Origin of the sequence: Mycobacterium alsense, from assembly GCF_002086635.1 — a bacterium.
In the GTDB taxonomy this organism is placed as follows: domain Bacteria; phylum Actinomycetota; class Actinomycetes; order Mycobacteriales; family Mycobacteriaceae; genus Mycobacterium; species Mycobacterium alsense.
This window is the reverse complement of record NZ_MVHD01000041.1, coordinates 1-26,636: the sequence shown is the minus strand read 5'-3', so window position 1 is coordinate 26,636 and position 26,636 is coordinate 1. Positions and strand designations below refer to the sequence as shown.

The following is a 26,636-nucleotide window of genomic DNA, read 5'->3' as shown; positions in this document are numbered from 1 at the left end:
ACCGCGTCCGAGCTGTGCCGACGCCGCCGACGGCCGATCCGTCTACCCCTTGCCGTCACGCCGTGATTGAGTCCTCCATTCCGGCGGTGCTGCAGCAGCACGCCAGTGCGCGGCCCAGCGAGACGGCGTTCACCTTTGTTGATTACCAGCAGGACTGGGACGGCGTCACGGAAAGCCTGACGTGGTCGCAGCTGTATCGGCGCACGCTGAATGTCGCGCGGGAGCTCAGGTCGTGCGGGTCCAGCGGTGACCGCGTTGTCATATCGGCGCCGCAGGGACTCGACTACGTCGCCGCGTTTCTGGGCGCACTGCAGGCCGGTCAGATCGCCGTCCCGCTGTCTGAGCCGCTGGGCGGCGCGACCGACGAACGGGTGGGTGCGGTCCTGGCCGACGCGTCGCCTTCCGCCGTTCTGACGTCGTCCGCTCTCGCGGGGAGCATCGCCGGGTACGTCTCGGCGCAGCCCATCGAATCCCGGCCGTCGATCATCGAGCTCGACCTGCTGGACCTGGACGCTGAGCACGGCCCCCTCCCCGAGCCGGAAAGCCTGCCGGACATCGCGTATCTGCAATACACCTCCGGGTCGACGCGCACGCCGGCCGGGGTCGTGGTCTCGCACAAGAACATCCGGGCCAACTACGACCAGATCATTTCCGCCTATTACGGCGGGCCCCCTCCGCTGGACGCCACGGTCGTTTCGTGGTTGCCGTTCTTTCACGACATGGGTCTGATCGTGGGAATCGTCCTGCCCGTCCTGGCGGGACTGCGCTCCGTGGTCACCAGCCCGGCGTCGTTCCTGCAGCGGCCGGCGCGCTGGATGCAGCTGATGGGAAGCCACACTCGCGCGTTTTCGGCGGGGCCCAATGTCGCTTTCGAGCTGGCGGCGATCAAGACATCGGACGAAGACCTGGCCGGGGTTGACCTCGGCGACGTGCGCCACATCCTCAACGGTGCCGAACGCGTACAACCCGCGACGCTGCGGCGCTTCGCCGAGCGATTCGCCCCCTTCAACCTTCACCCCGAGGCGTTGCGGCCTTCGTATGGGCTCGCGGAAGCCGTGGTCTTCGTGGCGACCCGCGAATCGGGTCATCCGCCAGAAATCGTGTGTTTCGACTCCGAGGAACTGACCGCCGGCCATGCCAAGCAGTGCGCGAGCGGGGAAGGTATGCCGCTGGTCGGTTACGGCACGCCCCGGTGGCCGGCGGTGCGCATCGTCGACCCCGAGACGAGGGTCGAGTGCCCGGCCGGAACGGTTGGCGAGCTCTGGGTGCACGGCGACAACGTCGCCACCGCCTATTGGCAGAAACCCGAGGAGACCGAACGCACCTTCGGCGCAACGCTTGTCGCCCCGTCGCCCGGCACACCCGAAGGGCCGTGGCTGAGAACCGGAGATTTGGGCTTCTTCTCCGACGGCGAGCTGTTCATCAAGGGCCGGATCAAGGACATCCTGATCGTCTACGGGCGCAACCACTCTCCCGACGACATCGAGGCGACGATCCAGGAGACCACCCGTGGCCGCTGCGTGGCCATCGCGGTTCCCGGCGATGACGGCGCCGACAAACTGGTCACCATCATCGAACTCAAGAAGCGGGACGAGCCCGAGGAGGCAGCCGCGCAGAGGATCGCCGCCGTCAGGCGTGACGTCACCGCGGCGATATCGAAGGCGCACGGTTTGAGTGTGGCGGATCTCGTTCTGGTGCAACCCGGTTCGATTCCCCTCACCACCAGCGGCAAGGTCCGGCGACGGGACTGCGTACAGCTGTACCTGCACGGCGAATTCACCCGCATCGACGAGCCGATTCGCGCGCCGCAGCGGCACACAGTTGATGACGCCGACGGAAGCGCCCCCGCCGACGCGGGACTGGCCCAACGACTGCGCACGCTGCGCCGCCAGCAGCATGACCTGCTGCTGGCGGAGGTGTGCTCGCAGGCGGCAACGGTGTTGGCCCACCCCGGCGCCCAGCACATCGACCCCGAACTCACGTTCCGGGACCTGGGATTCGACTCGGTGAAGGTCGTCGAGCTGCTCGACCGGCTCAAAACGGTCACCGAACTCGAACTGCCCCCCACCCTGGCCTTCGACTACCCCAGCCCCGGGGAGTTGGCCACCCACCTGGGTCAGTTGCTGGCAGGGCCGGCCGCCGCCGCAGCGGCGGGCACCCACGTCCGGGTGGACGAGCCGATCGCCGTGGTGGGCATGGCGTGCCGGTTCCCCGGCGGGGTGGATTCGCCTGCGGCGCTGTGGGATCTGGTGGCCGGCGGCACCGACGCGATGGGGCCGTTCCCGGCCGATCGCGGCTGGAACCTGGCGGACCTGTTCGACCCCGACCCCGACGCCGTCGGCAAGACCTACACCCGCGCCGGCGGTTTTGTGGCGGACGCGGCCGGCTTCGACGCGGAGTTCTTCGGGATCTCGGCGCGCGAGGCCCAAACCATGGACCCCCAGCAGCGGTTGCTGCTCGAGGTGTGCTGGGAAGCGTTGGAAACCGCCCGAATTGACCCCTCCGCGCTGGTGGGTTCACCGACCGGGGTATTCGTCGGGGCGTGGTCACAGCAATACGGCGCGGGCGGCTCCGACGGCGCGGAGGGCTACGGCCTGACCGGTTCGTCCACCAGCGTGGTCTCCGGTCGTGTCGCCTACGCGTTGGGGTTGCAGGGCCCGGCTATCACCGTCGACACCGCGTGCTCGTCGTCGCTGGTGGCCGCGCACTGGGCGTGCGAGTCTTTGCTCAAGGGCGAATCCAGCCTGGCGCTGACCGGCGGCGTGACGGTGATGACCACACCGGCGATCTTCACCGAGTTCGCCCGGCAACGCGGGCTGGCGGCCGACGGGCGGTGTAAAGCGTTCTCCGCCAACGCCGATGGCACCGGCTGGGGCGAGGGCGCCGCGGTGCTGGTCCTGGAACGGCTCAGCGACGCCCAGCGCAACAACCATCCGGTGCTGGCGGTCATCGCCGGCTCGGCGATCAACCAGGACGGCGCCTCCAACGGCTTGACCGCCCCCAGCGGGGCCGCCCAACAGCGCGTCATCGCCCAGGCCGCGGCCAACGCCGGCATCAACCTCGACGAAGTGGACGTGGTCGAGGCCCATGGCACCGGCACCACCCTGGGTGACCCGATCGAGGCGGGCGCGCTGATCGCCACCTACGGCACCGCGCGCAGCGCCGAGCGCCCGTTGTGGCTGGGCTCGATCAAATCCAACATCGGCCACACCCAGGCCGCCGCCGGGGTCGCCGGGATGATCAAGATGATCGAGGCCCTCAACCACGACATCCTGCCCCCCACGCTCAACGTCGATCGGCCCAGCCCGCACGTCGACTGGTCGGCCGGCACCGTGCGGCTGCTCACCGAGGCGGTGGCGTGGCCGGACACCGATCATCCGCGCACCGCGGCCGTGTCGTCGTTCGGCATCAGCGGCACCAACGCCCACCTGATCCTGCAACAGGCCCCCGCCCCGCCGAACCAACCCGCCGAACCCCCGGCCGAAGAAGCCCGGCACGTCGCCGATTTCGGCGCACTGATGTGGCCGGTCTCGGCGCGCGGCCCCGCGGCGCTGCGGGCGCAGGCCGACCGGCTACACCACTTTCTCGGGAGCCAGCCCGACCTGGACCTGATCGACGTGGCCTACAGCCTGGCCACCACTCGCGCCCACCACCCGCATCGGGCGGTGATCACCGCGCCGGTCGCGGCCGCCGATCCGCGCAAGGAACTTTTGGACGCCCTCGATGCGCTGCGCGCCGGCCAACCCCACCCCCAGCTGACCCAGCACCACTACCAGGCCCACGTGCGCGGCAAGACGGTGTTCGTCCTGCCCGGCCAGGGCGGCCAATACCCGGGCATGGGTCGAGAGCTTTACGAACACCACCGCGTGTTCGCCGACACCGTCGACGCCTGCGACGAGGCGCTGCGCCCGTTCACGGGCTGGTCGGTGCGCGAAGTGCTGTGCCAGGAGCCGGGCGCCCCGGTGGTGGACCGCGTCGACGTGGTGCAGCCGGTGCTGTTCACGATGATGGTGTCGCTGGCCGAGGTGCTGGGCCACTACGGCATCGTTCCCGACGCGGTGATCGGCCACTCGCAGGGCGAGATCGCCGCGGCGTACATCGCCGGGGTGCTGTCGTTGCCCGAGGCCGCCAAGGTGGTGGCGCTGCGCAGCCGGGCGCTGAGCGACCTGCGCGGCACCGGGACGATGGCCTCGGTCCTGCTGGCCGCCGAGCAACTGAGGCCACGCCTGCAGCCCTGGGGCGAGACGTTGAGCGTCGCCGCGATCAACGGCCCCACCCACACCATCATCAGCGGCGAACCCGCCGCGATCGAGGAGTTCAGCGCGGCCTGCGAGCGCGACGGAATCCACGTGCGGTCGATCGCCGTCGACTACGCGTCACACTCGGCCCAGGTCGAGGCGGTGCGCGAGCGGCTGCTGGCCGAGCTGGACGACCTGACCCCCATGCCCTCCAGCATTCCGCTGTATTCCACCGTGGGGCAAGCGCTTTCGGCCGACCCGCTGGACACCACCACCATGGACGCCGACTACTGGTATCGCAACCTGCGCGAGCCGGTCCGGTTCCACGACCGCGTCGTGGAGCGCCTGGCCGCCGGCGAATGCACGTTCGTGGAGCTGTCCCCGCACCCGGTGCTGGCCCCGGCAATCATCGACACCCTGGCCGAGGCCACGGGACGGACCCAGCGCACCCAGTCCGGGGTGGTCACCACGCTGCACCGCGACCATCCCGACCAGGACAACCTGGCCACCGCGCTGGCCCAGCTGCACAACCACGGCCACGGCCCGTCGTGGTCGACCCTGTACCCGCACGCCCGCACCGTCGAGCTGCCCACCTACCCCTTCGAGCACCACCGCTACTGGCTGATCCCCACCGCGGCGGGCGACGCTTCCGGGCTCGGCCAGGACCGGGCCGAGCACCCCCTGTTGGGGGCGGTGGTCGACCTCGCCGACCAGGACCAGGTCGTGTTGACCGGTCGGTTGTCGACGGCCACGCAGGGCTGGCTGGCCGGCCACCAAGTCCGAGACACGGTGCTGTTCCCCGCGACCGGGTTCATCGATCTGGTGTTGCAGGCCGGCGAGAACGGCGGCTGCCCGGTGATCGACGAGCTGGTCCTGCACAGTCCCATGCGGCTGTCGGGCAATGCGCCCGCCGATGTGCAGGTCGCCGTGCATTCGGCCGACGACAGCGGGAGGCGCGCGTTCAGCGTGCACTCGCGCACCGGCGGCCAGTCCGGCGTGTGGACGCTGCACGCCAGCGGTGAGCTGAGCCCCTACCAGCCGGCCGCCCCCCCGCTCATGCCGGCGCCGGGTGTCGAGGCCGTCGACCGGGACGACTTCTACGAACGGCTGGCCCAGCTGGGCTACGGCTACGGCGGCGTGTTCCGCTCGCTACACGGCATCGGCACCGACCCGGCGCGGCCCGACGTCGTCCACGCCGAGGTGGAACTGCCCGCCGGCACCGACGTCGCCGGATACCAGATCCACCCCGCCCTCCTCGACGCCGCGCTGCACGCGATCGCATCCGTGTTGGACCGCACCGGTGAGGCCGACCCGGCGACGTTGCGGCTTCCGTACGCGTTCGCCGGGATCGCCCTGTATGCCACCGCCGCAACCCGGCTGCACGTCCAGCTGAGCCGCGCCGCCGAGGACATCTGGGAGCTGCGCGCCACCGACCCCACCGGCGCCCCGGTCATCACCATCCGGACGATCACGTTGCGTGAGCTGCCCGACATCGGCGGGCAGGTGAGCACCGTCGCCGGACTCCGCGACAGCCTGTTCCAACTCAGCTGGCCGCCTTTGCTCGACGACATCTCCCCGGCGGCCACGGCCCCGGAGTGGGCGGTCGTCACCGGCTCACCCGATCGACTTCCCGCCGGCCTGACAAACGGCCCGATCCACGCCGACCTGGCGACGGTGTCCCCCTGTCCCGAGTTGGCGATCTGGCTCCTGCCCGACGCCCCCGAAGCCGAAGCCACGGCCGATCCGGTGCGGCAGGTGCACAGTTTGACCCGCGACGCGTTGGCCCAGCTGCAGGGTTGGCTGGCCCGGCCCGACACCGCCCAGACCCGCCTGGTGGTGGTCACCCGAAATGCGGTCAGCGTCAGCGCTTTTGACGGTGTCCCAGACCTGGCGCACGCCGCGGTCTGGGCGCTGATCCACACCGCCCAGAACGAACACCCCGACCGCATCATTGCGCTCGACACCGACGACACCGCCGCCAGCCGGGACAACCTGCTGGCCGTCGCCGCGGCACGACCGGCCGGCGAACCGCAGCTGGCCCTGCGCAACGGTGTTGCCCGCATCCCCCGCCTGGCCCGCACCCCGATCCTGGCCCCACCGGATGCCCCCGCCTGGCAGCTGGGCACCACCCGAAAGGGCGACTTGAGCAACCTGGCGCTGCTGCCCACCGACCCGCCGAATACGTTGGGGCCGGGGCAGATTCGGGTTCAGATACGCGCCGCCGGCCTGAACTTCCGCGACGTGGTCGTGGCCTTGGGCGCCATCGCCGACGAGGGCATGGGCAGCGAAGCCGCCGGGATCGTCCTCGACGTGGGGCCCGATGCGTCGCTGCGCCCCGGCGACGCGGTGATGGGCCTGTTCCCGCACAACGCGTTCGCACCCACCGCGGTCACCGACGAGAACATGGTGGTGCCCGTCCCCGCCGGGTGGTCGTTCACCCAGGCCGCGTCCGCGCCGATTGTGTATTTGACCGCCTACGTCTCCCTCGTCGAGATCGCCGGGCTCTCGGCCGGGCAGCGGGTGCTCATCCACGCCGGAGCCGGAGGCGTGGGTCAGGCCGCCATCCAGATCGCCCGCCACCTCGGCGCCGAGATCTTCGCGACGGCACACCCCGACAAACAGCACGTGCTCAGCGAACTCGGGATCGACGCGGCGCACATCGCGTCGTCGCGAACCCTGGATTTCGTCGACACCTTCAAGGCGGCCACCGACGGGCAGGGCATGGACGTCGTGCTCAACAGCCTCAGTGGCGAGTTCGTCGACGCGACGCTGCAATTGCTCCCCCGCGGGGGCACTTTCGTCGAAATCGGCAAGACCGACATCCGCGCGGCCGGCGACATCGCCGCGGCCCATCCCGGGGTCGACTATCGGGTCTACGACTTGTCCAGTGCGCCAACGGAATCCGGACAGCCGGCCTGGACGGCGCTGATGGAGCTGTTTACCGCCGGTGCGCTCAAGCCGCTGCCCGCCACCAGCTACGGCCTGGTGAGTGCGCCCCAAGCGTTCCGCGACATGAGCCAGGGAATGCACACCGGCAAAATCGTTCTGATCCCGCAGCCGGTGCTGGACCCCGAGGGCACGGTGCTGATCACCGGCGGCACCGGGATGCTGGGCGCGCTCTTCGCCGAACACCTCGTCACCCGCTACGGCGTCCGGCATCTGCTGCTGGTGTCACGCAGCGGCCCGGCCGCTTCCGGTGCGGCGCAACTTCAGCAGCGCCTGAGCCAGCTGGGCGCCCACGTGACCGTCACCGCCTGCGACACCGCAAACGCCGCCGACCTGGCCGCGGTGCTCGACAGCATTCCCGCGCAGCACCCGCTGACCGCCGTGCTCCACGCCGCCGGGCTCCTGGAAGACGCTGCGGTGACCGACATGACCGCCGATCAACTCGACGCGGTCCTGGCCGCCAAGGCCGACGCCGCCTGGAATCTGCATCGCCTCACCGCCGACCGCGAACTGGACGCCTTCGTCGTATTCTCCTCGGCCGCGGGCATCCTGGGCGGCCCCGGGCAGGCCAACTACGCGGCCGCCAACGCCTTCCTGGACGCGCTGGCCCGCCACCGCCGCCACACCCAACTCGAGGCCACCAGCGTCGCGTGGGGCTACTGGCAAACCCCGAGCGGCATGACCGGCCACCTGGGCACCGCCGACCTGACCCGCCTCGCCCGCACCGGCCTGACCCCCATCACCAACGAACACGGCCTGGCCCTGTTCGACTCCGCGCTCAGCACGCAACGACCCAACCTGCTGGCCAGCCCCTTGAACGTCGCCGCGCTGACCCGCCAAGCACGCCACGACGCCCTGCCCTCGCTCCTGTCGACCCTGGTCAGCAGCCGCCCCCGCGCCAGCGCGGCCAGCGCCCGCAGCCTGCGCGCTCAGCTCGCCACTCAAACCCCCGAACAGCAACGCCACGCTCTCACCGCGATGGTCACCGCCACGACCGCCGCCGTGCTGGCCCACCCGGACCCGGCGGCCCTCGATCCCGACCGTCCGTTCAAAGAACTGGGCATCGACTCACTGACCGCCCTGGAACTACGCAACACCCTCAACCAACACACCGGCCTGTCCCTGCCGGCAACCGTGGCCCTCGACCACCCGACTCCGGCCACGCTCGCCGCCCACCTGGCCGATCTCCTCATCGACACCGCCGCACAGTCGGTGCCGGCGGCTCAGATCGGCACGCGTACCGATGAGCCCATAGACAACAGGCTCGCGTACGTGGACCAGGCGATATTCCTCGCGATGCGGGCCGTGCACGACACGCTGACCCAGTTCACGTGGCTCTATGACCATGCCGTCGACGTCGATGCGTTGCGGCGTTTTCACCGCAACCTGGGATGCGGGTTGCTGGGACGCAGGATCGAACGATCCCCGCTACCGTTCGCGCGTGATCACTGGGTCCTGGCTCCGGCGACGGAGGACATCGACATCGCCACGACGCCGCGGCCGCGCGCCGAGGTGAGCGCCTGGCTCGACGAGCGGGCGCGCCTGCCCATCGATCCCGAGTGGGGACCCGGCTGGCGTCTCGGGGTGCTTCCATTCGAGGATGGCGGTGCCGCGGTAAGCCTGGTGGTTTCGCACACCCTCGTCGACGGGATCGGACTCGGCCAGGCGATCGCCGACGCCGTCGAGGGCAGGGTGCGCGACTTCGGCTATCCCCCCGCCAGATCGCGCACCCGCCGGGAGGCCTTGCGCGAGGACTTGCGGCAAACCGCCAAAGAACTGCCCGCCATCAGGAAGGCCGTCGCCGCCGCGGCCGGAAAGATCTGGCCCGACCGCAAACAGTTCACCTCGTCGGTCAAGGCGGCACCACCCGCCCCCCGAATCGTCGGCGACGATCAGCTGGTAGAGGTGCCCGGCGTGACCGCATACGTCGACCTCACGCAATGGGATTCCCGCGCGAAACGCCTTGGCGCAAGCAGCAACTCACTTGTCGCAGCGGTCGCGTGCAGACTCGCGGTGCGGGCGGGGCGCGTCCACGACGACGGAACGGTCACCCTGCGATTTCCGGTGACGCTTCGGACCGAAAACGATACCCGTGGCAATGCGCTCACCGTGGTCGACGTCGCAGTCGACCCCACGCACGCGACGACGGACCTCGGCGACATGCACGAAAAGATCACCCGAGAAATCCTCGCGGCGATGAAGAACCCGGATGAGGAGTATCTGTCGACATTCCCACTGGCTCCCTTGGTACCGAGGCGGTTGAACCGGCGGCTCGCAGCGATGGCGGCGGGCGGCGCCACCCAACCGGTTACCGTCTCCAACGTCGGTGACCTCCCCCCGGCGGTGAACCGTCCCGACGGCACCGATGCCGACTATGCGTACATGAGGTCCGTCGAGCCCGATATCAAGAAAAGCACGCTCGAGCACATCGGCGGACAGCTGTTCGTGGGTTCGGGGCGCAGTCGAGGGAAGATCTTCTTCAGGATCTCCGCATACGTTCTCGGCCGGGACAACACCCAAAATGAGCTGCGAGAGATGGTCTCGAGTACGTTCGCAGAATTCGATCTGATTGCGGAAATCGATTGCTAACCTTGATGTTTCGCCTGGCCCCGCTTGTGACCTTTCATGCGGGGTCGCAACTGTCAAGGGCTTCGGCATGAGCCCTCAAGCGGAGCGGCTGGAGCCGCACTCGAGGCGGGCGGGATTCGATGCCCCCCTGCCCGTCCAAACCGCAGAACCGCCCAGGGCTTCGCGGCCCGATGAGCCGACGAAGCGGCGCGGCTTCGCCTACGCGATCGTCGGTCTTCTCGTGCTGCTCTACCTGGCGTCTTGGGTCGTTTTCGCGAGCGTTTACCAACCCAACTTGCCGTTCTTCCCTTACTACGCGGTCGATTACAGCCAAGGCCTGGTCCGGCGGGGACTCGGCGGCGAGATTCTGAACCTCCTTCCCCCCGACCTCTACTTCACCGACCTGTTGATTTTGCGCTGGCTCGTGCCGGCGCTGTTCGGCGTCGGCATCGCGGCGGTGTCGTGGACGGTGGCGGTCAAATTCGGCCGCTCCGAACGCCGGCTGATGCTGGCCCTGCTCACGCCGATACTGCCGTTGGGCTTTGTGCACGCCGTCGTGCTGCCGACTCCCGATCTCATCGGCGAGGCGGCGCTGGCGGTGTTCGCGGTGGTGCTCGCCTCGGCGAAGGGGCACCGAGCGCTACCCGTCACGAGCGCCATCTATGGCATGACGATTGCGGTGCTGACGCTGCTCCACGAGGCGGTTCCGTTTCTGCAGGCGCTCGGCGCGGTCCTGGCGATTGTGGTTCTGGCCCACAGTTCGGCCAAACACCAGCGTCTGAGCACGCTACTCGCGGTGGCTCCGGGCCTGGCCGTCGCGCTCGCGATAGCGTTGCTGCGAAGGCAAGACGTGTCGTCGCACTGTGATCGGTTGCCGCACCGGGCCATTCGCTGGGCGTCCGGTCTCACTCCGAGCGGCGACCACGCCTACGTGGACTATCACGACTGGACTTGTCGCTTCATCACCGTCACCACAAGACAGACCCCTTTCATCGGACCCAGCCAGATCGGCTGGGCCCCTTTGATCATGTCGACGGTGGCGGGAATGGTTATCCTCACGCTGACGATGGTTGTCATCAGTCGCATTTCGGGCGTGCCCTTTGCGCGGTTCCGCCAGGCTGCGCAGGGACGACTTTCGTGGGTAACCCTGGCGGCGCTATTGTTGCTTCCGGTTTTCGCAACCTCTGCCGACTGGACCCGGTGGTGGATCGCAGTCTCCTTCGATGTGGGCGTGGTCTATCTGCTCTACGCGAGCCGTCAACCCGAGTCCGCCCGGTCGGCCGCCAGACGCAACCGGGTCTTCTTCGCGGCGGCGATCGTCTTTTTTGCCCTATCGCAAATCGTCGCCGCCATCAACACCGAGCAGTCCGTGCGGGGTCTGGTGACCCACTGCTCGCAGCTGGTGAACGACCCGATGTGGGTGGGGATCTGCCCCTGATCGCGCCGCAGGCCGCACCGCCGGCCGCGCGCTGGCTCCCGATTTGCTCGCTGAACCGGCGCGGCCTGCTCAACACATGTGTGATAATGCCTCGACTCGACGACCTCCGTTTGCATCTCAGGTAGGTGACGTTGCACCCGGCCGACAGTGTTAGCCCTACCGAAGTAATAGCGAGTCGACCCTCGGCAAAGGTGGGATTCCGCCCTGACATCGAGGGCTTGCGCGCCGTCGCGGTGGTCGCCGTCGTCCTCTTTCACGCCGACGTGCCGGGCGTGGGCGGCGGGTTCGTCGGCGTCGACGTGTTCTTCGTCATCTCGGGCTTCCTGATCACCGGGCTGTTGTGGCGCGAGGCGAAAACCAGCGGCACCATCCGGATGCGCCGCTTCTACGGGGCGCGGGCCCGCCGGCTGCTGCCGGCATCGGCAACAGTCGGCGTGATCACCATGATCGCGTCGGCCGTGCTGCTGCCCCCGCTGCAGGCCCCACAGGTCATCGTCGACGGCATCGCCTGCGCGCTGTATGTCGGCAACTACTGGTTCATTCAGCAGCAGGTCGACTACTTCGCCGCCTCCAGGGCGGGTTCGCCTTTCCAGCACTACTGGTCGTTGGGCGTCGAGGAGCAGTTCTACCTGGTGTGGCCGGCCATGATCCTCGGCACGGCCTTGCTCATCCGGCTGGTGCGGCGGCGCACCAGGGCCGAGGCGACCTCCTCGAAACGCCCCTATCTGGTCGTCCTGGCGCTGGTCGCGGGCGTGTCCTTCGCGCTGTCGCTGGCGATCACCTTCGTGGCGCCTTTCGTGGCGTTCTTTTCGCTGCCCACCCGCGCCTGGCAGCTGGGCGCCGGCGGCCTGGTGGCCCTGACCGCCGGCCGGTGGCGCCGACTGACCCCGAGGACTGCCGCGCTGACCGGATGGGCCGGGCTCATCCTGATCCTGCTGGCCTGCACCCAGCTGGGCCCGGCCACTCCGTATCCGGGTCTGGCCGCGCTGTTGCCCGTGCTGGGCGCGGCCCTGGTGATCGGCGCCGGCTGCGCCGCGCCGTCGCAGGGATGCGGCCGCGCGCTCGCGGTGCGGCCGATGCGGGCGATGGGCCGGGTGTCGTACTCGTGGTATCTGTGGCACTGGCCGGTGGTCGTGCTCGCGGCGCCGTTGCTGGGCCACCCCCTTGGGCTGGCCGGCAGGTTGGCGGCGGTCCTCGTCTCCGGTGGGCTGGCGGCGCTCACCCTGCGTTTCATCGAAAACCCGCTGCGGTTCGCCGCCCCGATACGCCGCTCCGCCCTTGCCAGCCTCGCGCTCGGCGGCGCCGCCACCGCGATGGCGGTCGCCGTGGGTGTGGCGCTGCTGGCATCGATTCCCGTGCCGGTGGGGCGTGGCCCCGCGGCCGCGGCCCTGACCATCACCGCAACGCCGCCTTCCGCCGGGTCCACCATCAACGCCTTCGACGCGGCGGTTCAGCAGGCGTTCGCGCAGGTGCAGGCGGCGGTCACGGCTTCGGTTGGTCTCGAAGCCGTCCCGTCGAACCTGAGCCCGCCGCTCGCGAACGCGGCGGCCGAACATGCGGCGGTGTTTCAGAATGGGTGCCTGCGCAATCTTTTCGAAGCCGGACAGCCCGAGTGCGCAACCGGCGATACCACCTCCACGACGACCGTGGCCCTGCTCGGCGACTCGCATGCCACGATGTGGAGCCCGGCGTTCCAGCAGATCGCCGCGCAGCGGCACTGGCGGGTGGAGACCCTGGGAAAGGGCGCCTGCACACCGATGGACTTGCCTATCACCGACACCATCCGCCGCGCGGTGTCCAACGCCTTGTGCCAGCAGTGGCGCGCTCAGGTCCTCGACCGGTTGCAGGCCGAGCACCCGCGGCTGGTCGTGGTCAGCATGTACCGGGGGTATGGCTTCGGGCACGGCTACACGCCGGGCTTCACCTCCTACGACCCGGTGTGGAACGACGGCCTGGCCCGCCTGGTGCAGCAGCTTCGCCGGGCCGGCGCGCAGGTGCTGGTATTGGGTCCGATCCCGAACCTGCGCGTGGCGGCGCCAATCTGCTTGTCCTCGCACCTCGACGAAGCGAGCGCCTGTTCATCGCCAAGATCGACGGCGGTCAACGAATCCGGCATCGCCGCCGAGTCCGCGGCCACCCAGGCCGCCGGCGGGCACTACGCCGACCTCACCGAGCTGTTCTGCACCAAGCGCTGCCCGGCCATCGTCGGCAACACGCTCGTGTACTTCGACGGCAATCACATGACACTCGAATACGCCCGAGCGTTGGCGCCGGTGATCGGGGCGCTGGCCGATCGTGCGCTCGCCCACGGTTGACATCGTGCAATCGATCCAGCCCTGTTTGGCATGTGTGTGATAATGCCTCGACCCGACGGACTCGTCCTCTTCCCAGGTAGGTGACCTTGCACCCGGTTGACAGCGTTAGCCCTACCCAGGCGATACCGAGTCGGCGCTCGGAAAAACCGGGATTTCGCCCCGACATCGAGGGGCTGCGCGCCATCGCGGTGGTGGCGGTTGTCCTGTTTCATGCGGACATGCCCGTCGTGGGTGGCGGATTCGTCGGCGTGGACGTCTTCTTCGTCATCTCGGGCTTCCTGATCACCGGGCTGCTGTGGAGGGAGGCGAGCGTCTCCGGCACCGTGCGGCTCGCGCGCTTCTACGGGGCGCGGGCCCGCCGGCTGCTGCCGGCGTCCGCCACGGTCGGCCTGGTGATCATGCTTGGCTCGGCTGCCTTGTTACCCGCGTTGCAGTCCCGGCCGATCATCGGTGACGGCATAGCCAGCGCGCTGTACGTCAGCAACTACCGGTTCGTGCTCCAAGGCGTCGAATACCTCGCCACCAACCTGCCGCCGTCGCCATTCGAGCACTACTGGTCGTTGGGCGTCGAAGAGCAGTTCTACCTGGTGTGGCCGGCCTTGATCATCGCGACGGCCTGGCTGATCCGACGCGCACGGCGGCGCCCCGGGACCGCCTCATCCTCTTCGGAGCGTCCGTACCTGGTCGTCCTGGCGCTGGTCGCGGCGGTGTCGTTTGCGCTGTCGCTGGTGGTCACCCGCCTCGCGCCACCGGTGGCGTTCTTTTCGCTGCCCACCCGGGCCTGGGAGCTGGCCGTCGGCGGCCTGGTGGCTCTCACCGCCGGACAATGGCGTCGGCTCCCGCCGCTGGCAGCCGCAATCGCCGGATGGGGGGGTCTGGCGCTAATCCTGTTGGCCTGCCTTCGCTTAAGCCGGAGCACGCCCTATCCGGGCACCGCCGCGCTGGTGCCCGTGCTGGGTGCGGCGCTGGTCATCGGCGCGGGCTGCGCCCTGTCCCGCCGGGGAGTCGGACGCGTCCTGGCGGTGCGGCCGATGCGGGCGATCGGCCGGGTGTCCTACTCGTGGTACCTGTGGCACTGGCCGGTGGTGCTGGTGGCGATGTCTACGCCGGCATGGTCGAAGCACCCGCTGGGGCTGGGAACTGTGGCCATCTTGTTTTCCCTCGGGCTGGCCGCGCTCACCCTGCGTTTCGTCGAGAACCCGCTGCGGTTTGCCGGTCCCGTGCGCCGGTCGGCCGCCCGCAGTCTCGGGGTCGGCGGTGCCGCAACCGCCATAGCGGTCTGTGTGGGCGTCGCGCTGCTGGTGGCGGTGCCCTCACCGGTCGGGCATGGCCCGGCGGCACCCGCGCTGACCATCACCGCGACGCCTCCCCCGACGGGCTCCGACGCCGGCGCGTATGACACCGCGATGAAGCACGCGTTCGCGCAGGTGCAGGCCCTGGTCGCGGCGTCGGCCGACCTCAAAGCCGTCCCCGCGAACCTGACCCCGCCGCTCGCCGACGCGATGAAAGTACCCCTCGGCCCCAAAGACTGCCTGCGCGACATCCTCCAAATTGATCATCCCCAGTGCGCTTCGGGCGACACCGCGTCGTCGACGACGGTGGCCCTGATCGGCGATTCGAATGCCGCGATGTGGGCACCGGCGTTGGAGAAGGTCGCCGCGCAGCGGCACTGGCGGCTCGAAACCCTGACAAAAGGCTACTGCCCCGGGCTAGACCTACCCGTCACGATCGCCCTTTTCCACCGGGAATTCACCGAGTGCACTCAGTGGCGCGGTCACATCCTTGACCGGTTACGGGCCGAACAGCCTCGGCTGGTCGTGCTCGACATGATGCGGCGGTATAGGCAGCCAGGTATCACGTCATACGATCCGGCATGGATCGGCAGCCTGACCCGTCAGGTACAACAGCTGCGCGAAATCGGCACCCAGGTGCTGGTGCTCGGAGCGATCCCGGATCCGCAGTCGGTGGTGCCCATCTGCCTGTCGCTCCACCTCGATGACGCGAGCGCCTGTTCACCGCCCACGTCGAAGGCGGTGAACCAAGCCGGTATCGCGGCCGAAGCGGCCGCCACCAAAGCCGGCGGAGGACAGTACGCCGACCTCACCGACCTGTTCTGCACCGCGGACCGCTGCCCGGTAATCGTCGAAAACACGCTGATATACCGCGATGAGATGCACGTAACTTCCGAATACAGCCGGCTATTGGCGCCGGTTATCGCCGCCGTCGTCGAGCGGGCGCTCGCCAATGCATGACATGAAAGGCATCGGACCGTGTCGACGTCGGTGCTGATCACCGGCGGGGCGGGATTCATCGGGTCCACGCTCGCGCGCCGGCTCGCCAAAGCCGGCTACGACGTCGCGGTGATGGACGTCTTGCACCCGCAGGTGCATGGCAAAGGCACAGCGATCGACCTGCCACCGTCGGTGCGGCTGTGCACCGGCGATGTCACCCATGCCCCCGACTGGGATGCCGTGCTGCGGTTGTGCCGACCGTCCCAAGTCGTCCACCTGGCGGCCGAGACGGGGACGGCGCAGTCGCTGTCGGAGGCGACGCGCCACGGCTCCGTGAACGTGGTGGGCACCACCCAACTCCTGGACGCCCTGAGCCGCTCCGCACACGTGCCCGACCAGCTCGTCGTGGCGTCGTCGCGGGCCGTCTACGGCGAGGGCGCGTGGCGATGCGGCTCTCAGATCTTCTACCCGGAGCCCCGCAACCACGCTCGACTGCTGGCGGGACTCTGGGATCCGCAAGGCCCCACCGACGAGCCCGCGGTCCCGCTGCCGAGCCGCGCCGGCCGAACCGAGCCCCGGCCCACCAACATCTACGCCGCGACCAAACTCGCCCAGGAACACATCCTGGGCGCCTGGACCGCCGCCCATGACACCCGTCTCAGCGTGCTGCGACTGCAGAACGTCTACGGACCGGGACAATCGCTGACGAATTCCTACACCGGAATCGTCGCTCTTTTCGCACGACTGGCACGCGAGCAACGCCCGCTGGAGGTCTACGAAGACGGACACATCGTGCGCGACTTCGTCTATATCGACGATGTCGTCGATGCCCTGTTCGCCGCGATAGAAAAACCCGCGGCGCAGCCACGCTGCCTCGACATCGGGTCGGGGGTTCCGACAACGATTCACGAGCTGGCCCTGAAGATCGCAGCCATCTGCGGTGCCCCCGAACCGGTCGTCGTGGCGAAATTCCGCGACGGTGACGTGCGCGCCGCCAGCTGCGACATCGGGCCGGCAAAGAACGCACTCGACTGGCGCCCGAAATGGGCTCTCGGGGACGGTCTGCGCGCCCTGCTCGACTGGATCGACGAGCGACCCGAATCACCCGTCAAACCAAGCGAACACACCCAGATGAGAGCGGTGCTGCAGTAGAACCGCTTAGCCCACCCGGCCCAGGCGGGCGAAATCTTCCACCAGGTCGGCGGCGGTCGCGACGCTGTCGGAGGCTTTGGTCATTTGAGCGGCCAGCTCGCGGGCCCGGGTCAGGCATTGCGGGTCCAGAACGGTGCGAAGGTCCGCGACCAACGATTTCTCGGTGGTTGCCGAAAAGCGCCGCCCGGTACCGACTTTCAATCGTTTGACCCGCGCTGACCAGAGCCCCTGATCGGGCAACGTCCACAGAATCAGCGTCGGCAGTCCCGCGCGCAGGCCCGCGTTCGTCGTGCCCGCACCGCCGTGGTGCACGAACGCGCGGCAGCCCGGCAAGGCCGCCGCGTAGTTCATCACGCCGACCACCTTGACGTGGTCGGAGTGCGGCACATTGCCGTAATCGGATCCGGCGGCACAGATCAAGGCCCGCTCGCCCAGCTGGGCGCAGGCGGAGCTGATCATGGCCAGCGTGTCGGCGGCAGATTCGACGCCCACGCTGCCAAAGCCGAAGCAGATCGGCGGTTTTCCCGCGGCGATCCACGACGCGACCTCCTCGTCGGCATCCGTCGGCAGTTCCATCGTCAGCGCGCCGACGAACGGCCTCCTGGGTGGCCGTTGTGCATTCCATTTCGCCCATTCGGCTGCCAGCCCGGGGTAGCACACCTCGTCGTAGGCCTGGATTTCCAGCGATCCGCGTTCGGTGATCCGACGCGGCCAGGGGCGGGTTGCCGACGGCAACCCGAGTCCACGGCGCTGCGTGTCCTCCACCTTCTTCCCACCGCGCCAAGCCAGCCAGTCGAGCGCCGTCATCGCGGAGCGGGCCAACGGCGCCGGCAGGAACGACACGAGTTGGCCGTTGATTCGCAGCGGGAAGATATGCAAGGTGGCCAGCGGGATGTCGTAGTGCTCGGCGACATTGACCGCGTCGTCCTCGTAATTCATGCCGGTGAGCAGCAGATCGGCGCCGTCCGCCAACGACGCCAGCGTCGCGCCGACCTCCTCGCGACACTGGGTGAGAGGCTCCGAATATTCGCCCAGCAACCTGCCTAGCTCCCGGATCCTCCAGGGGGTGGTGAACAGGCCCGCCCAGAAATCGCGGTGTGGGTCGAGGATGGCCTTCAAAGCCGGGCCGTAGGCGACCGCCTTGGGCCCGGCCGCCTCCGTGAAGCTGACCATTTCGGGGGCGACGGCCATGTGCACCTCGTGACCGCGGCGCACCAACTCACGACCGACGGTGACGTAGGGCTCGACTTCGCCGCGAGTTCCCCAGTTTGCCAGCACAAATTTCATCGGCGAGATCCTAGCCTTTCACTTCGCGTGCGCGCGCTGGAATGGGAAGCGGCCGCCTCGCAGCCGGCTCGGCCGCCCAGCAGCATAACCCGCTACCGGCGCCGTCGAACCGTAAGCCGGAAAGTCTGGGCCAGCAGGCCCTCACCGCCGCATTATCGGCAACCGCACCTGGCACGCGTCTTATGCGCTGGCTCGACGGTGTGCAAGTAGTTGAGGATTCGGCCGAGAAGTATTGAACAGGTGTGTGATAATGCCTCGACTTGAAGAACGCTTCCTCTCGTTAGGTAGGTGACCGTGCGCCAGGCCGAGAGCGTTACCCCTACCGAAGAGGTACAGCCGCGGCGCCCGCCAAACAAAGAATTTCGTCCCGACATCGAGGGCTTGCGTGCCGTCGCGGTGGTGGCCGTTGTGCTGTTTCACGCCCACGTGCCCGGCATGAGCGGTGGGCTCGTCGGCGTGGACGTGTTCTTCATCATCTCGGGCTTTCTGATCACGGGGCTGCTCTGGCGCGAGGTGAGCAGCACCGGAACCGTCGGGCTGCGCCGGTTCTACGGGGCGCGGGCGCGCCGACTGTTACCGGCGTCGGCCACGGTCGGTGTCGTCATCATGATCGGCGCGGCCGCCATGTCACCTGTCTTGCGGTTGCGGAGCGTCTTCGACGACGGCATCGCCAGCGCGCTGTACGTCAGCAACTACCGGTTCATGCTCCAGGGCATCAACTACCTCGCCGACGCGCTGCCGTCGCCATTCCTGCACTACTGGTCGTTGGGTGTCGAGGAGCAGTTCTACTTGGTGTGGCCCGCCTTGATCATCGGGACGGCGTGGCTGATCAAGCATTCGCGGCGGGGCGACAAACCCCGGGCCGCCTCCTCGGAGCGCCCGTATCTGGTCGTCCTGGCGCTGGTCGCGGCGGTATCGTTCGCGCTCTCACTCGTGTTCACCCACGCGATGCCCCCCGTGGCGTTTTTTTCCCTGCCCACCCGGGCCTGGGAGTTGGCCGTCGGGGGCCTGGTGGCCCTCACCGCCGGTCACTGGCGGCGGCTCCCGGCACTGGCCGCGGCGATCGCGGGATGCGCGGGACTGGGGATGATCGTCCTGGCTTGCATCCGATTGGGACCCGCCACGCCCTATCCGGGTACCGCCGCGCTGTTGCCCGTGTTGGGCGCGGCGCTGGTGATCGGGGCGGGCTGCGCCGCGCCCGCTCGGGGAGTCGGGCGAGTCCTGGCAGTGCGGCCGATGCGCGCGATCGGCCGGGTGTCGTACTCGTGGTATCTGTGGCACTGGCCGTTGCTTCTGGTGGTTCCCGCGTCAACGACCGGCCAGTCCCTGGGGCAACGGCTGACGGCGGTCGTGGTCTCACTCGGGCTGGCCTTCCTGACCCTGCGTTTCATCGAGAACCCGCTGCGCTTCGCCGCTCCCCTGCGCCGGTCGGCCAACCGCAGTCTCGCGGTTGGCGGTGCCGCCACCGCGGTCGCTGCCGGCGTCGGCGTGGCGCTGCTGCTATGGATCCCCGTCCCGGTCGGTCGTGGTCCGGCGGCTCCGGCGCTGACCGTCACTGCGGCGTCCTTGGGCACCGGTTCGAGCATGGACGCCTACGACGCGGCGGTGCGGGACGCGGTCGCGCAGGTGCAGGGAGCAGTCGCGGCATCCGTCGGGCTCAAAGCCGTCCCTTCCAACCTGACCCCGCCGCTTGGCAGCATCACCACCGAACTCAAATCCCTGTACTTGCACGGCTGCCTTCGCAATTTTTTCGAGGTCGGACAGCCTGAGTGCGCGTCGGGCGATACCACCTCGACCACGACCGTGGCTCTGGTCGGTGACTCGCATGCCGCGATGTGGTATCCGGCGTTTGAACAAATCGCTGCCCAGCGGCACTGGCGGCTGGAGACAATGACCAAGGCCGCCTGCCCAATGCTTGACCTGCCCACCATCAACCGCGCGGCCGACCGGGCCTACACCGAATGCGACCAGTGGCGCAATCAGATCACCAGCCGGCTGCAGGCCGAACGCCCGCGGCTCGTCGTGTTCAGCATGATGCGGTCGTATTCGCAAGCGGGTATCACGACATACGACCCGGCGTGGGTCGACGCCCTGAACCGCCTGGTAAAGCAGCTGCGCGGCACCGGCGCACACGTGTGGGTGCTCGGGCCGGTTCCGAATCCGTTGTTGATAGTGCCGGACTGCCTCGCTGGCCACCTCGACGACGCGACGGCCTGCTCTCCACCGACCTCGAAGGCGGTGAACCGAACCGGCATCGCCGCCGAAACCGCCGCCACCAAAACCGGCGGCGGACAATACTCCGACCTCACTGAGCTGTTCTGCACGGCTGACCGCTGCCCGGTCATGGTGGGCAACGCCCTTGTCTACGTCGATGAGAGTCACCTGACGCCCGCATACTCCCGGCAGTTGGCACCGGTGCTGGGAATACTTGCCGACCGGGCACTCGCCGGTGGTTGACCCGCCGCGGTGCGTGGGACGCCTTTACGCCTCATCCCCAGCGGGCTCGCTGAGGTACCACGGGTTGGCCCGCGCCCACTCGATCGTGCGCCGGATCCCCTCCTCAACGTCGACCCGAAGGCGCCACCCCAACTCCCGCTGCGCCTTGGTCGAGTCCGGGATACGACGGGGAATGTCCTCGTAGCGGCCCCCGTAGCGCGCCGCGGTGTCCACGGTTTCGGCGCCCGACACCGCGTCGACGCCGGCGATCTTGATCGCCAGGTCGATCGCCTCACCGACGGTCGTCTCGGTCATGCTGCCGATGTTGTAGGCCTCGCCGATCGCCGCGTCGCTGCCGGCCGCGAGCAAGGTGCCGGCGATCGCGTCGTCGACGAAGGTGAAACACCGGCTCTGGTCGCCCGAATCGAACAGCAGCGGCTTGCGGCCGTTGAGGATCCGGTGGATGCTCTGCGAAATCACGAAGATCGGGTTCTGCCGCGGGCCGTACACATTGAAGTAGCGCACCACGGTCGCCGGCAGCCCGTAGGCGCTGTGCATCGCGAAGACCAGATGCTCGGCCATCGCCTTGCTGGTGCTGTAGCTCCACCGCGCGGTGCGCGTCGAACCGACGACGCGATCGTCGTCCTCCGCGAACGGCGGGTTGGGGTTCTTCCCGAACACCTCCGACGTACTGGAGAACAGCACGCGCGTGCCGTGTCGCCGCGAAAGCTCCAGCACGTTGCGGGTGCCGGTGACGTTGACGTCGAGCACCCGCAACGGGTCCTTCATATAGTTCTTGACGCCGACGACCGCGGCCAGGTGGAAGACCGTGTCGACCTCCGGCGTCAGAGCCCGCCCGAGGGCGTCGATGTCGGTGACGTCTCCCCGCACGAAGCGGAAATTGGGGTGCCGGTCGAAGTCGATGCTGGTGTCGCGGGTGTTCTTGGCGAAGTCGAACACCGTGACCGAGTCGCCGCGGTTCAGCAGTGCCGAGACCAAGTGTGATCCGATGAAGCCGTAGCCGCCCGTCACGACGACATTGGACATGTTTGCTCTTTCGTTTCCGTGTAGCGGGTTTTCGTTCGCCTGCCGACCGTTATCGGCCGATCCCCTTGTAGACGAAGCCTGCCGCGCGCACCGCCGCCGGGTCAAAGCTATTCCGCCCATCCAGGAACACACACCCGGCCGCCGTCAGTTCCGCGAGCCGCACCAGCGGAACCTGGTGGAACTCCCGGTGCCCGGCAAGAACCACCAGGGCATCGGCATCCTTGACCGCCGACTCGATGTCAGCGGTCAAGGGGATCTTCGTGACCGTGTGGGCCTCCTCGTCCGGCACCCATGGATCGTGGATCGACAGCTGGCAGCCGGATTCCTCGAGCATCGCGACGACGTACTTGGTAGGCGTGAGCCGGCAGTCGCCGGTGTTGTTCTTGAACGCGATGCCCAGCACCGCGATCTTGCTGGTCTCGAGCGTCTTGCCCTGCTCGGCTAAAAGCTGGGTGAGCAACCCGTAGGTGTAGGCCGGCATCGTGTCGTTGACGGTCCTCGACGTCCGCGGGATCGCCAGCTCCAACCCGACGGACTCCCCCAGATGGTTGACGAACCACGGATCCTTCGTCAGGCAATAGCCGCCGACGCCCATGCTCGGCCGCAAGATGTTCGCGTCGCGGCCGCCCTTGGGCATGGTGTTGGCCGCCTCGATGACTTGAAGGGCGTCCATTCCGAGCCGGTCGCACACCTTGGCCAGCTCGTTCGCCAGCGCGACGTTGAGGTCGACCCAGAGGTTGTCGGCCAGCTTGACCATCTCGGCGGTCCGCGGATCGTCGACGACGACCGAGTCCACTCCCAGGGCGTGTCGCCAGAGTGTGGAGCAGGCGCGGGCGCTGCGCTCATCGACGGCACCGACCACGACGGGGATCGACGTCAGCTCGCGAATGGCTTGCCCCTCGGCCAGCCGCTCGGGGCAGAACGCCAACCCGAAGTCGATGCCGGCCCGCAGCCCCGAGGTCTCTTCGAGGATCGGCCGGACGAGGTTTTCGGTGGTGTCGGGCGGCACCGTGCTCTTGAGGATGACGAGGTGGCCGGCACGCAGGTGCGTCCCCACGGCCTTCGCCGCCCCCTTGATGTCGTCGACGATGGGCTCGAAGTCCGGGCCCAGCGGCGTTCCCACGGTGACGATGACGAAATCGTTGTCGGCGAGCGCACCAAAGTCGGTCGTGGCGCGAAGCCGACCGACTCGCGCGCTGTTGGCGACCAGTTCACCTAGCCCGGGCTCGGGCACCGTGGTCTTGCCCAGGTTGATCTCGTCGACGACGCTTTGTCGCACGTCGATCCCCGTCACGGGCCAACCGCGGTCGGCCAGCACGGCGCCGATCACGGTGCCGATGTAGCCGAAGCCCACCACCGCGATGCCCGACCGCATGCCACGCACCAGGAGGTCGATCTCAGCGTCGCTGCGCCCGAACACGCCTTCAGCCATCGCGGAACCCAGCCCTTCGGTCCCCCGTACGCGTTGTGTATTGACAGCGGCGACCTCCCGCCCCCGCTAACCCGTCCGGAGTCTAATCCAACACCCGTGCAATAGGCACCAGAACCCGGAGTTTCGGCTGAGCGCACCGATGCCACTCGTTCACGCCCGCGCGGCAGAAAGGCAAGATCTGCGCGGGCGGCTGATAGGTTCCCTGACGTGGACCTGTTCGTGCGCGAATACGGTCCGGCGAGGGCGCCTGCCGTCGTCTTCCTTCATGGCGCGTATACGAGCGGCTGGTCCTGGGAGCCGGTGGTCGAACGCATGCAGAACTATCGCTGCCTTGTCCCCGATCTGCCCCACTTCGGCAAGAGCTTCGCGCTGGGACCGTTCGAGGTGGGCCGGGCCGCCGCTGCGGCGGCGGAACTCATCCGTTCCCGGGTCGACACCGGCCGGGCGCACGTCGTGGGCTGGTCGTTGGGGGCCCAGGTGGGGCTGCAGTTGCTGGCGGCCGAGCCGAAGTACGTCGATCGGGCGGTGCTGTGCGGGACGTTCATCAACACGCTGCCGTTCGTGAGGTTGACCCGGCGCCTGTCGGCACTGCCGGCCCGGAGCTCGATCTATCGCTGGATCGTTCGCCAGTACCGGAATGCCTGGCGGGCGAAGGTCTCAGCGGCCCGTATCGAGGAGTATCACGAGGACGTGCGTCTCATCACCAGCGGACAGCTGGCCGATGTGACCATGGCGGCTGCCGGGTTCACGATCCCCGAGGGCCTCGACAAATCCCCTCCGCCGACATTGTTCGTCACCGGCGGCAAGGAGCTGCCGATCATGCGACGCTGGGCCGCGGCGCTCGCACACCAAATGCCCAACGGAGTCGACAGGGTCGCGATCGGCATGTCCCATGCGTGGCCTATGCACCATCCGGACCTCTTTGCGTCCACCGTCGACGGCTGGCTCACCGATGGTCCGCTCCCGCCCGAGATCGCCCCGCTGAAGCCGGCTCGGCGATGATCGGCGCGGCGCGCGCACCTAGGCCGCGACGGTCATGGAATCACCGCAAATTGGCGGTTTTGCCAGCGTAATCGCGTGACGCAACTCCCCCATCCGCATTGAACACATGTGTGATAATGCGTCAACTCGAAGAACGCGTCCTTTACCTAGGTAGGCAACAGTGCTCCAGGGCGACCGCGTTAGTCCTACCGAAGGGTTGCAGGGTCGGCGCTCGGCAACGACGCGATTTCGCGGGGACATCGAGGGGTTGCGCGCTGTCGCAGTACTGGCAGTAGTGCTGTTTCACGCAGAGGTGCCGGGCGTGGGCGGCGGGTTCGTCGGGGTGGACGTGTTCTTTGTCATCTCGGGCTTTCTGATCACGGGTCTGCTCTGGCGTGAGGTGAGCAGCTCCGGAACCGTCGGGCTGCGCCGCTTCTACGGGGCGCGGGCACGCCGCCTGCTGCCGGCATCGGCCACGGTGGGGGTCGTCACCATGATCGCCGCCGCGGTGCTGCTATCGCCGTTGCAAGTCCGGACCGTGATTTACGACGGCATCGCCAGCGCGATGTACGTCGGCAACATGTGGTTCGTTTTGCAGAACGCCGATTACTTTTCACATCCGGAGACCCCGTCGGCGTTCCAGCACTACTGGTCTTTGGGGGTCGAGGAGCAGTTCTACCTGGTATGGCCACCCATCATCATCGGCACCGCGTGGCTCATCCGGGCCGCGCGTCGGCGCACCCGGGCCCATCCGAGGTCGTCGGTACGGCCATACCTCGCGATCCTGTGTTTGGTCGCGGCGGTGTCGTTTGCGATCTCCCTGGCACTCACCTTTGTGTGGCCGCCTGCCGCCTTCTTCCTCATGCCCACTCGGGCCTGGCAGTTGGCGGCGGGCGGTGTGGTGGCCCTGACGGCAAGCCAATGGCGTCGACTACCGGCGCCGCTCACCGCGACCGCGGGATGGGCAGGTCTGGGCGTGATCCTGCTGACCTGCACGCGGTTGGGCACAACCACGCCCTACCCCGGTACCGCTGCGTCGCTGCCCGTGCTCGGAACGGCCCTGGTGATCGGCGCCGGCTGCGCCGCGCCCGCTCGGGGAGTCGGGCGCGTTCTGGGGTCGTGGCCGATTCGCGCGGTCGGGCGGGTGTCGTACTCGTGGTATCTCTGGCACTGGCCGGTACTCGTACTCGCAGCGCCGTTGCTGGGCCACCCGCTGGGGCTGGGCGGCAGGCTGGCGACGGTCGTCATTTCCGGCGGGCTGGCCGTGCTGACACTGCGCTTCATCGAGAACCCGCTGCGATTCGCCCCTTCGATACGCGGGTCGGCCGCCCGCAGTCTCGCACTCGGCGGTGCCGCCACGGCGGTTGCGGTCTGTGTGGGCGTGGCGTTGCTGGTATGGGTGCCCGCCCCTAGCGGGCGCGGCGCGCCGGCCACGGCGCTAACTGTCACTGTGACGACACCGCCCGCAGGCTCCAGCATGGATGCTTACGACGCGGCGGTACAGCATGCAGTCGCCCAGGTGCAGACCGCGGTCGCCGCATCCGCCGAGCTGACGGCCGTGCCCTCGAACCTTGCCCCGCCCCTTGCCGCTGCGGAAGCCGAAGCGAAAACCATGGGCCGCGACGCCTGCGCGCGCAATCTTTTCGAGGTTGCACAGCCTGAGTGCGCGTCGGGCGATGTCGTCTCAACCACGACGGTGGCCGTGGTCGGCGATTCACATGCCGCGATGTGGAACCCCGCATTCCAGCAAATCGCCACACCCCGACATTGGCGGCTGGAAATGCTGAACAAAGGGGCCTGCCCGTTGCTGGATCTGCCCATCTTCAACCCACTACTACGTCGGGAGTACACCGAATGCGAGCAGTGGCGCGGCCAAATCGCCGCCCGCTTACAGGCCGAACACCCGCGGCTGGTCGTGCTCAGCATCGCGCACGACTACGGCGCCGGCACGGGTTTGACGTCATACGACCCGGCGTGGATCACAGGCCTGACCCGCCTCGTGCAGCGACTGCGAGGTACCGGCGCGCAGGTGCTGGTGCTGGGACCGACCCCGGATCCACACTCGGTGGTGCCGATTTGCCTCTCCAACCACCTCGACGCCGCAACGGCCTGCTCGCCATCACGATCGACGGCGGTCAACGAAACCGGCATCGCAGCCGAAACCGCCGCCACGAAAGCCGGTGACGGACAATACGCCGACCTGACCGAACTGTTCTGCACAACCGGCCGTTGCCCGGTCATCGTCGGCAATACGCTGGTCTACCTCGATTCGAATCACCTGACGCTCGAATACTCCCGACAGCTGGCACCGGTAATTGGCGCGCTGGCCGACCGCGCGCTCGCACACGCATGAAAAGAGGACGTGCACTTCGGGTCGAGCCGTTATCACACACCTGTTCAACACATTGAGTATGTTGGCGAATCATGACGATCCCGAATCATCGAAACCGGCGGCAAGCATCGGACCATCATTCGCTGAGGAACTCGGTTGGCTGACGGCGAACTGAGCGCGCGCGAGGCCGAGCGCGTGGTGTGGGATGTGATCGTCGTGGGCACCGGCATGGG

The 26,636-nt window shown here is 68.3% G+C and carries 11 protein-coding genes; 8 read left to right on the top strand and 3 right to left on the bottom strand.

What is annotated here, in order from left to right:
* Positions 1 to 62 precede the first annotated feature (62 nt).
* The 5 genes from BST11_RS19730 to BST11_RS19710 all read left to right on the top strand — a co-directional run bounded on the left by BST11_RS19730 (position 63) and on the right by BST11_RS19710 (position 16,888).
* Complete coding sequence (locus BST11_RS19730) at positions 63 to 9,773, top strand: type I polyketide synthase (protein ID WP_083139597.1); 9,711 nt, start codon at positions 63 to 65, stop codon at positions 9,771 to 9,773.
* Between the two features lie 67 nt (positions 9,774 to 9,840).
* A complete protein-coding gene (locus tag BST11_RS19725) occupies positions 9,841 to 11,190 on the top strand; it encodes a hypothetical protein (RefSeq protein WP_142276451.1) in 1,350 nt (449 codons plus the stop codon).
* A gap of 125 nt (positions 11,191 to 11,315) precedes the next feature.
* Complete coding sequence (locus tag BST11_RS19720) at positions 11,316 to 13,505, top strand: acyltransferase family protein (RefSeq protein ID WP_372509596.1); 2,190 nt, start codon at positions 11,316 to 11,318, stop codon at positions 13,503 to 13,505.
* Positions 13,506 to 13,627: 122 nt separating this feature from the next.
* Complete coding sequence (locus BST11_RS19715; RefSeq protein WP_264010228.1) at positions 13,628 to 15,757, top strand: acyltransferase family protein; 2,130 nt, start codon at positions 13,628 to 13,630, stop codon at positions 15,755 to 15,757.
* A gap of 30 nt (positions 15,758 to 15,787) precedes the next feature.
* On the top strand, positions 15,788 to 16,888 hold the full coding sequence (locus BST11_RS19710) for an NAD-dependent epimerase/dehydratase family protein (RefSeq protein WP_083139618.1): 1,101 nt from the start codon (positions 15,788 to 15,790) through the stop codon (positions 16,886 to 16,888).
* 6 nt (positions 16,889 to 16,894) lie between these two features.
* Here the strand turns inward: BST11_RS19710 and BST11_RS19705 are convergent, their stop codons facing one another.
* Positions 16,895 to 18,175, bottom strand: a complete 1,281-nt coding sequence (locus BST11_RS19705; RefSeq protein ID WP_083139591.1) for a glycosyltransferase — start codon at positions 18,173 to 18,175, stop codon at positions 16,895 to 16,897.
* Positions 18,176 to 18,463: 288 nt separating this feature from the next.
* On the opposite strand from BST11_RS19705, the gene BST11_RS19700 reads away from it, so the two are divergent.
* On the top strand, positions 18,464 to 20,632 hold the full coding sequence (locus tag BST11_RS19700) for an acyltransferase family protein (RefSeq protein ID WP_083139590.1): 2,169 nt from the start codon (positions 18,464 to 18,466) through the stop codon (positions 20,630 to 20,632).
* 24 nt (positions 20,633 to 20,656) lie between these two features.
* Here BST11_RS19700 and BST11_RS19695 read toward each other — a convergent pair whose 3' ends face one another.
* Together BST11_RS19695 and BST11_RS19690 are read right to left on the bottom strand one after the other, a co-directional pair.
* Positions 20,657 to 21,658, bottom strand: coding sequence for an NAD-dependent epimerase/dehydratase family protein (locus BST11_RS19695; RefSeq protein ID WP_083139588.1), 1,002 nt, complete (start codon positions 21,656 to 21,658; stop codon positions 20,657 to 20,659).
* A 49-nt stretch (positions 21,659 to 21,707) separates the two neighbouring features.
* Positions 21,708 to 23,090, bottom strand: coding sequence for a nucleotide sugar dehydrogenase (locus BST11_RS19690; protein ID WP_083139587.1), 1,383 nt, complete (start codon positions 23,088 to 23,090; stop codon positions 21,708 to 21,710).
* 207 nt (positions 23,091 to 23,297) lie between these two features.
* Between BST11_RS19690 and BST11_RS19685 the strand changes: the two genes are divergently transcribed.
* Both BST11_RS19685 and BST11_RS19680 read left to right on the top strand, forming a co-directional pair.
* Positions 23,298 to 24,092 (top strand): alpha/beta fold hydrolase, encoded by a 795-nt coding sequence (locus tag BST11_RS19685; protein ID WP_083139586.1) that lies wholly within the window; start codon positions 23,298 to 23,300, stop codon positions 24,090 to 24,092.
* Positions 24,093 to 24,288: 196 nt separating this feature from the next.
* On the top strand, positions 24,289 to 26,424 hold the full coding sequence (locus BST11_RS19680) for an acyltransferase family protein (RefSeq protein ID WP_244897717.1): 2,136 nt from the start codon (positions 24,289 to 24,291) through the stop codon (positions 26,422 to 26,424).
* The last annotated feature ends 212 nt before the right edge of the window (positions 26,425 to 26,636 follow it).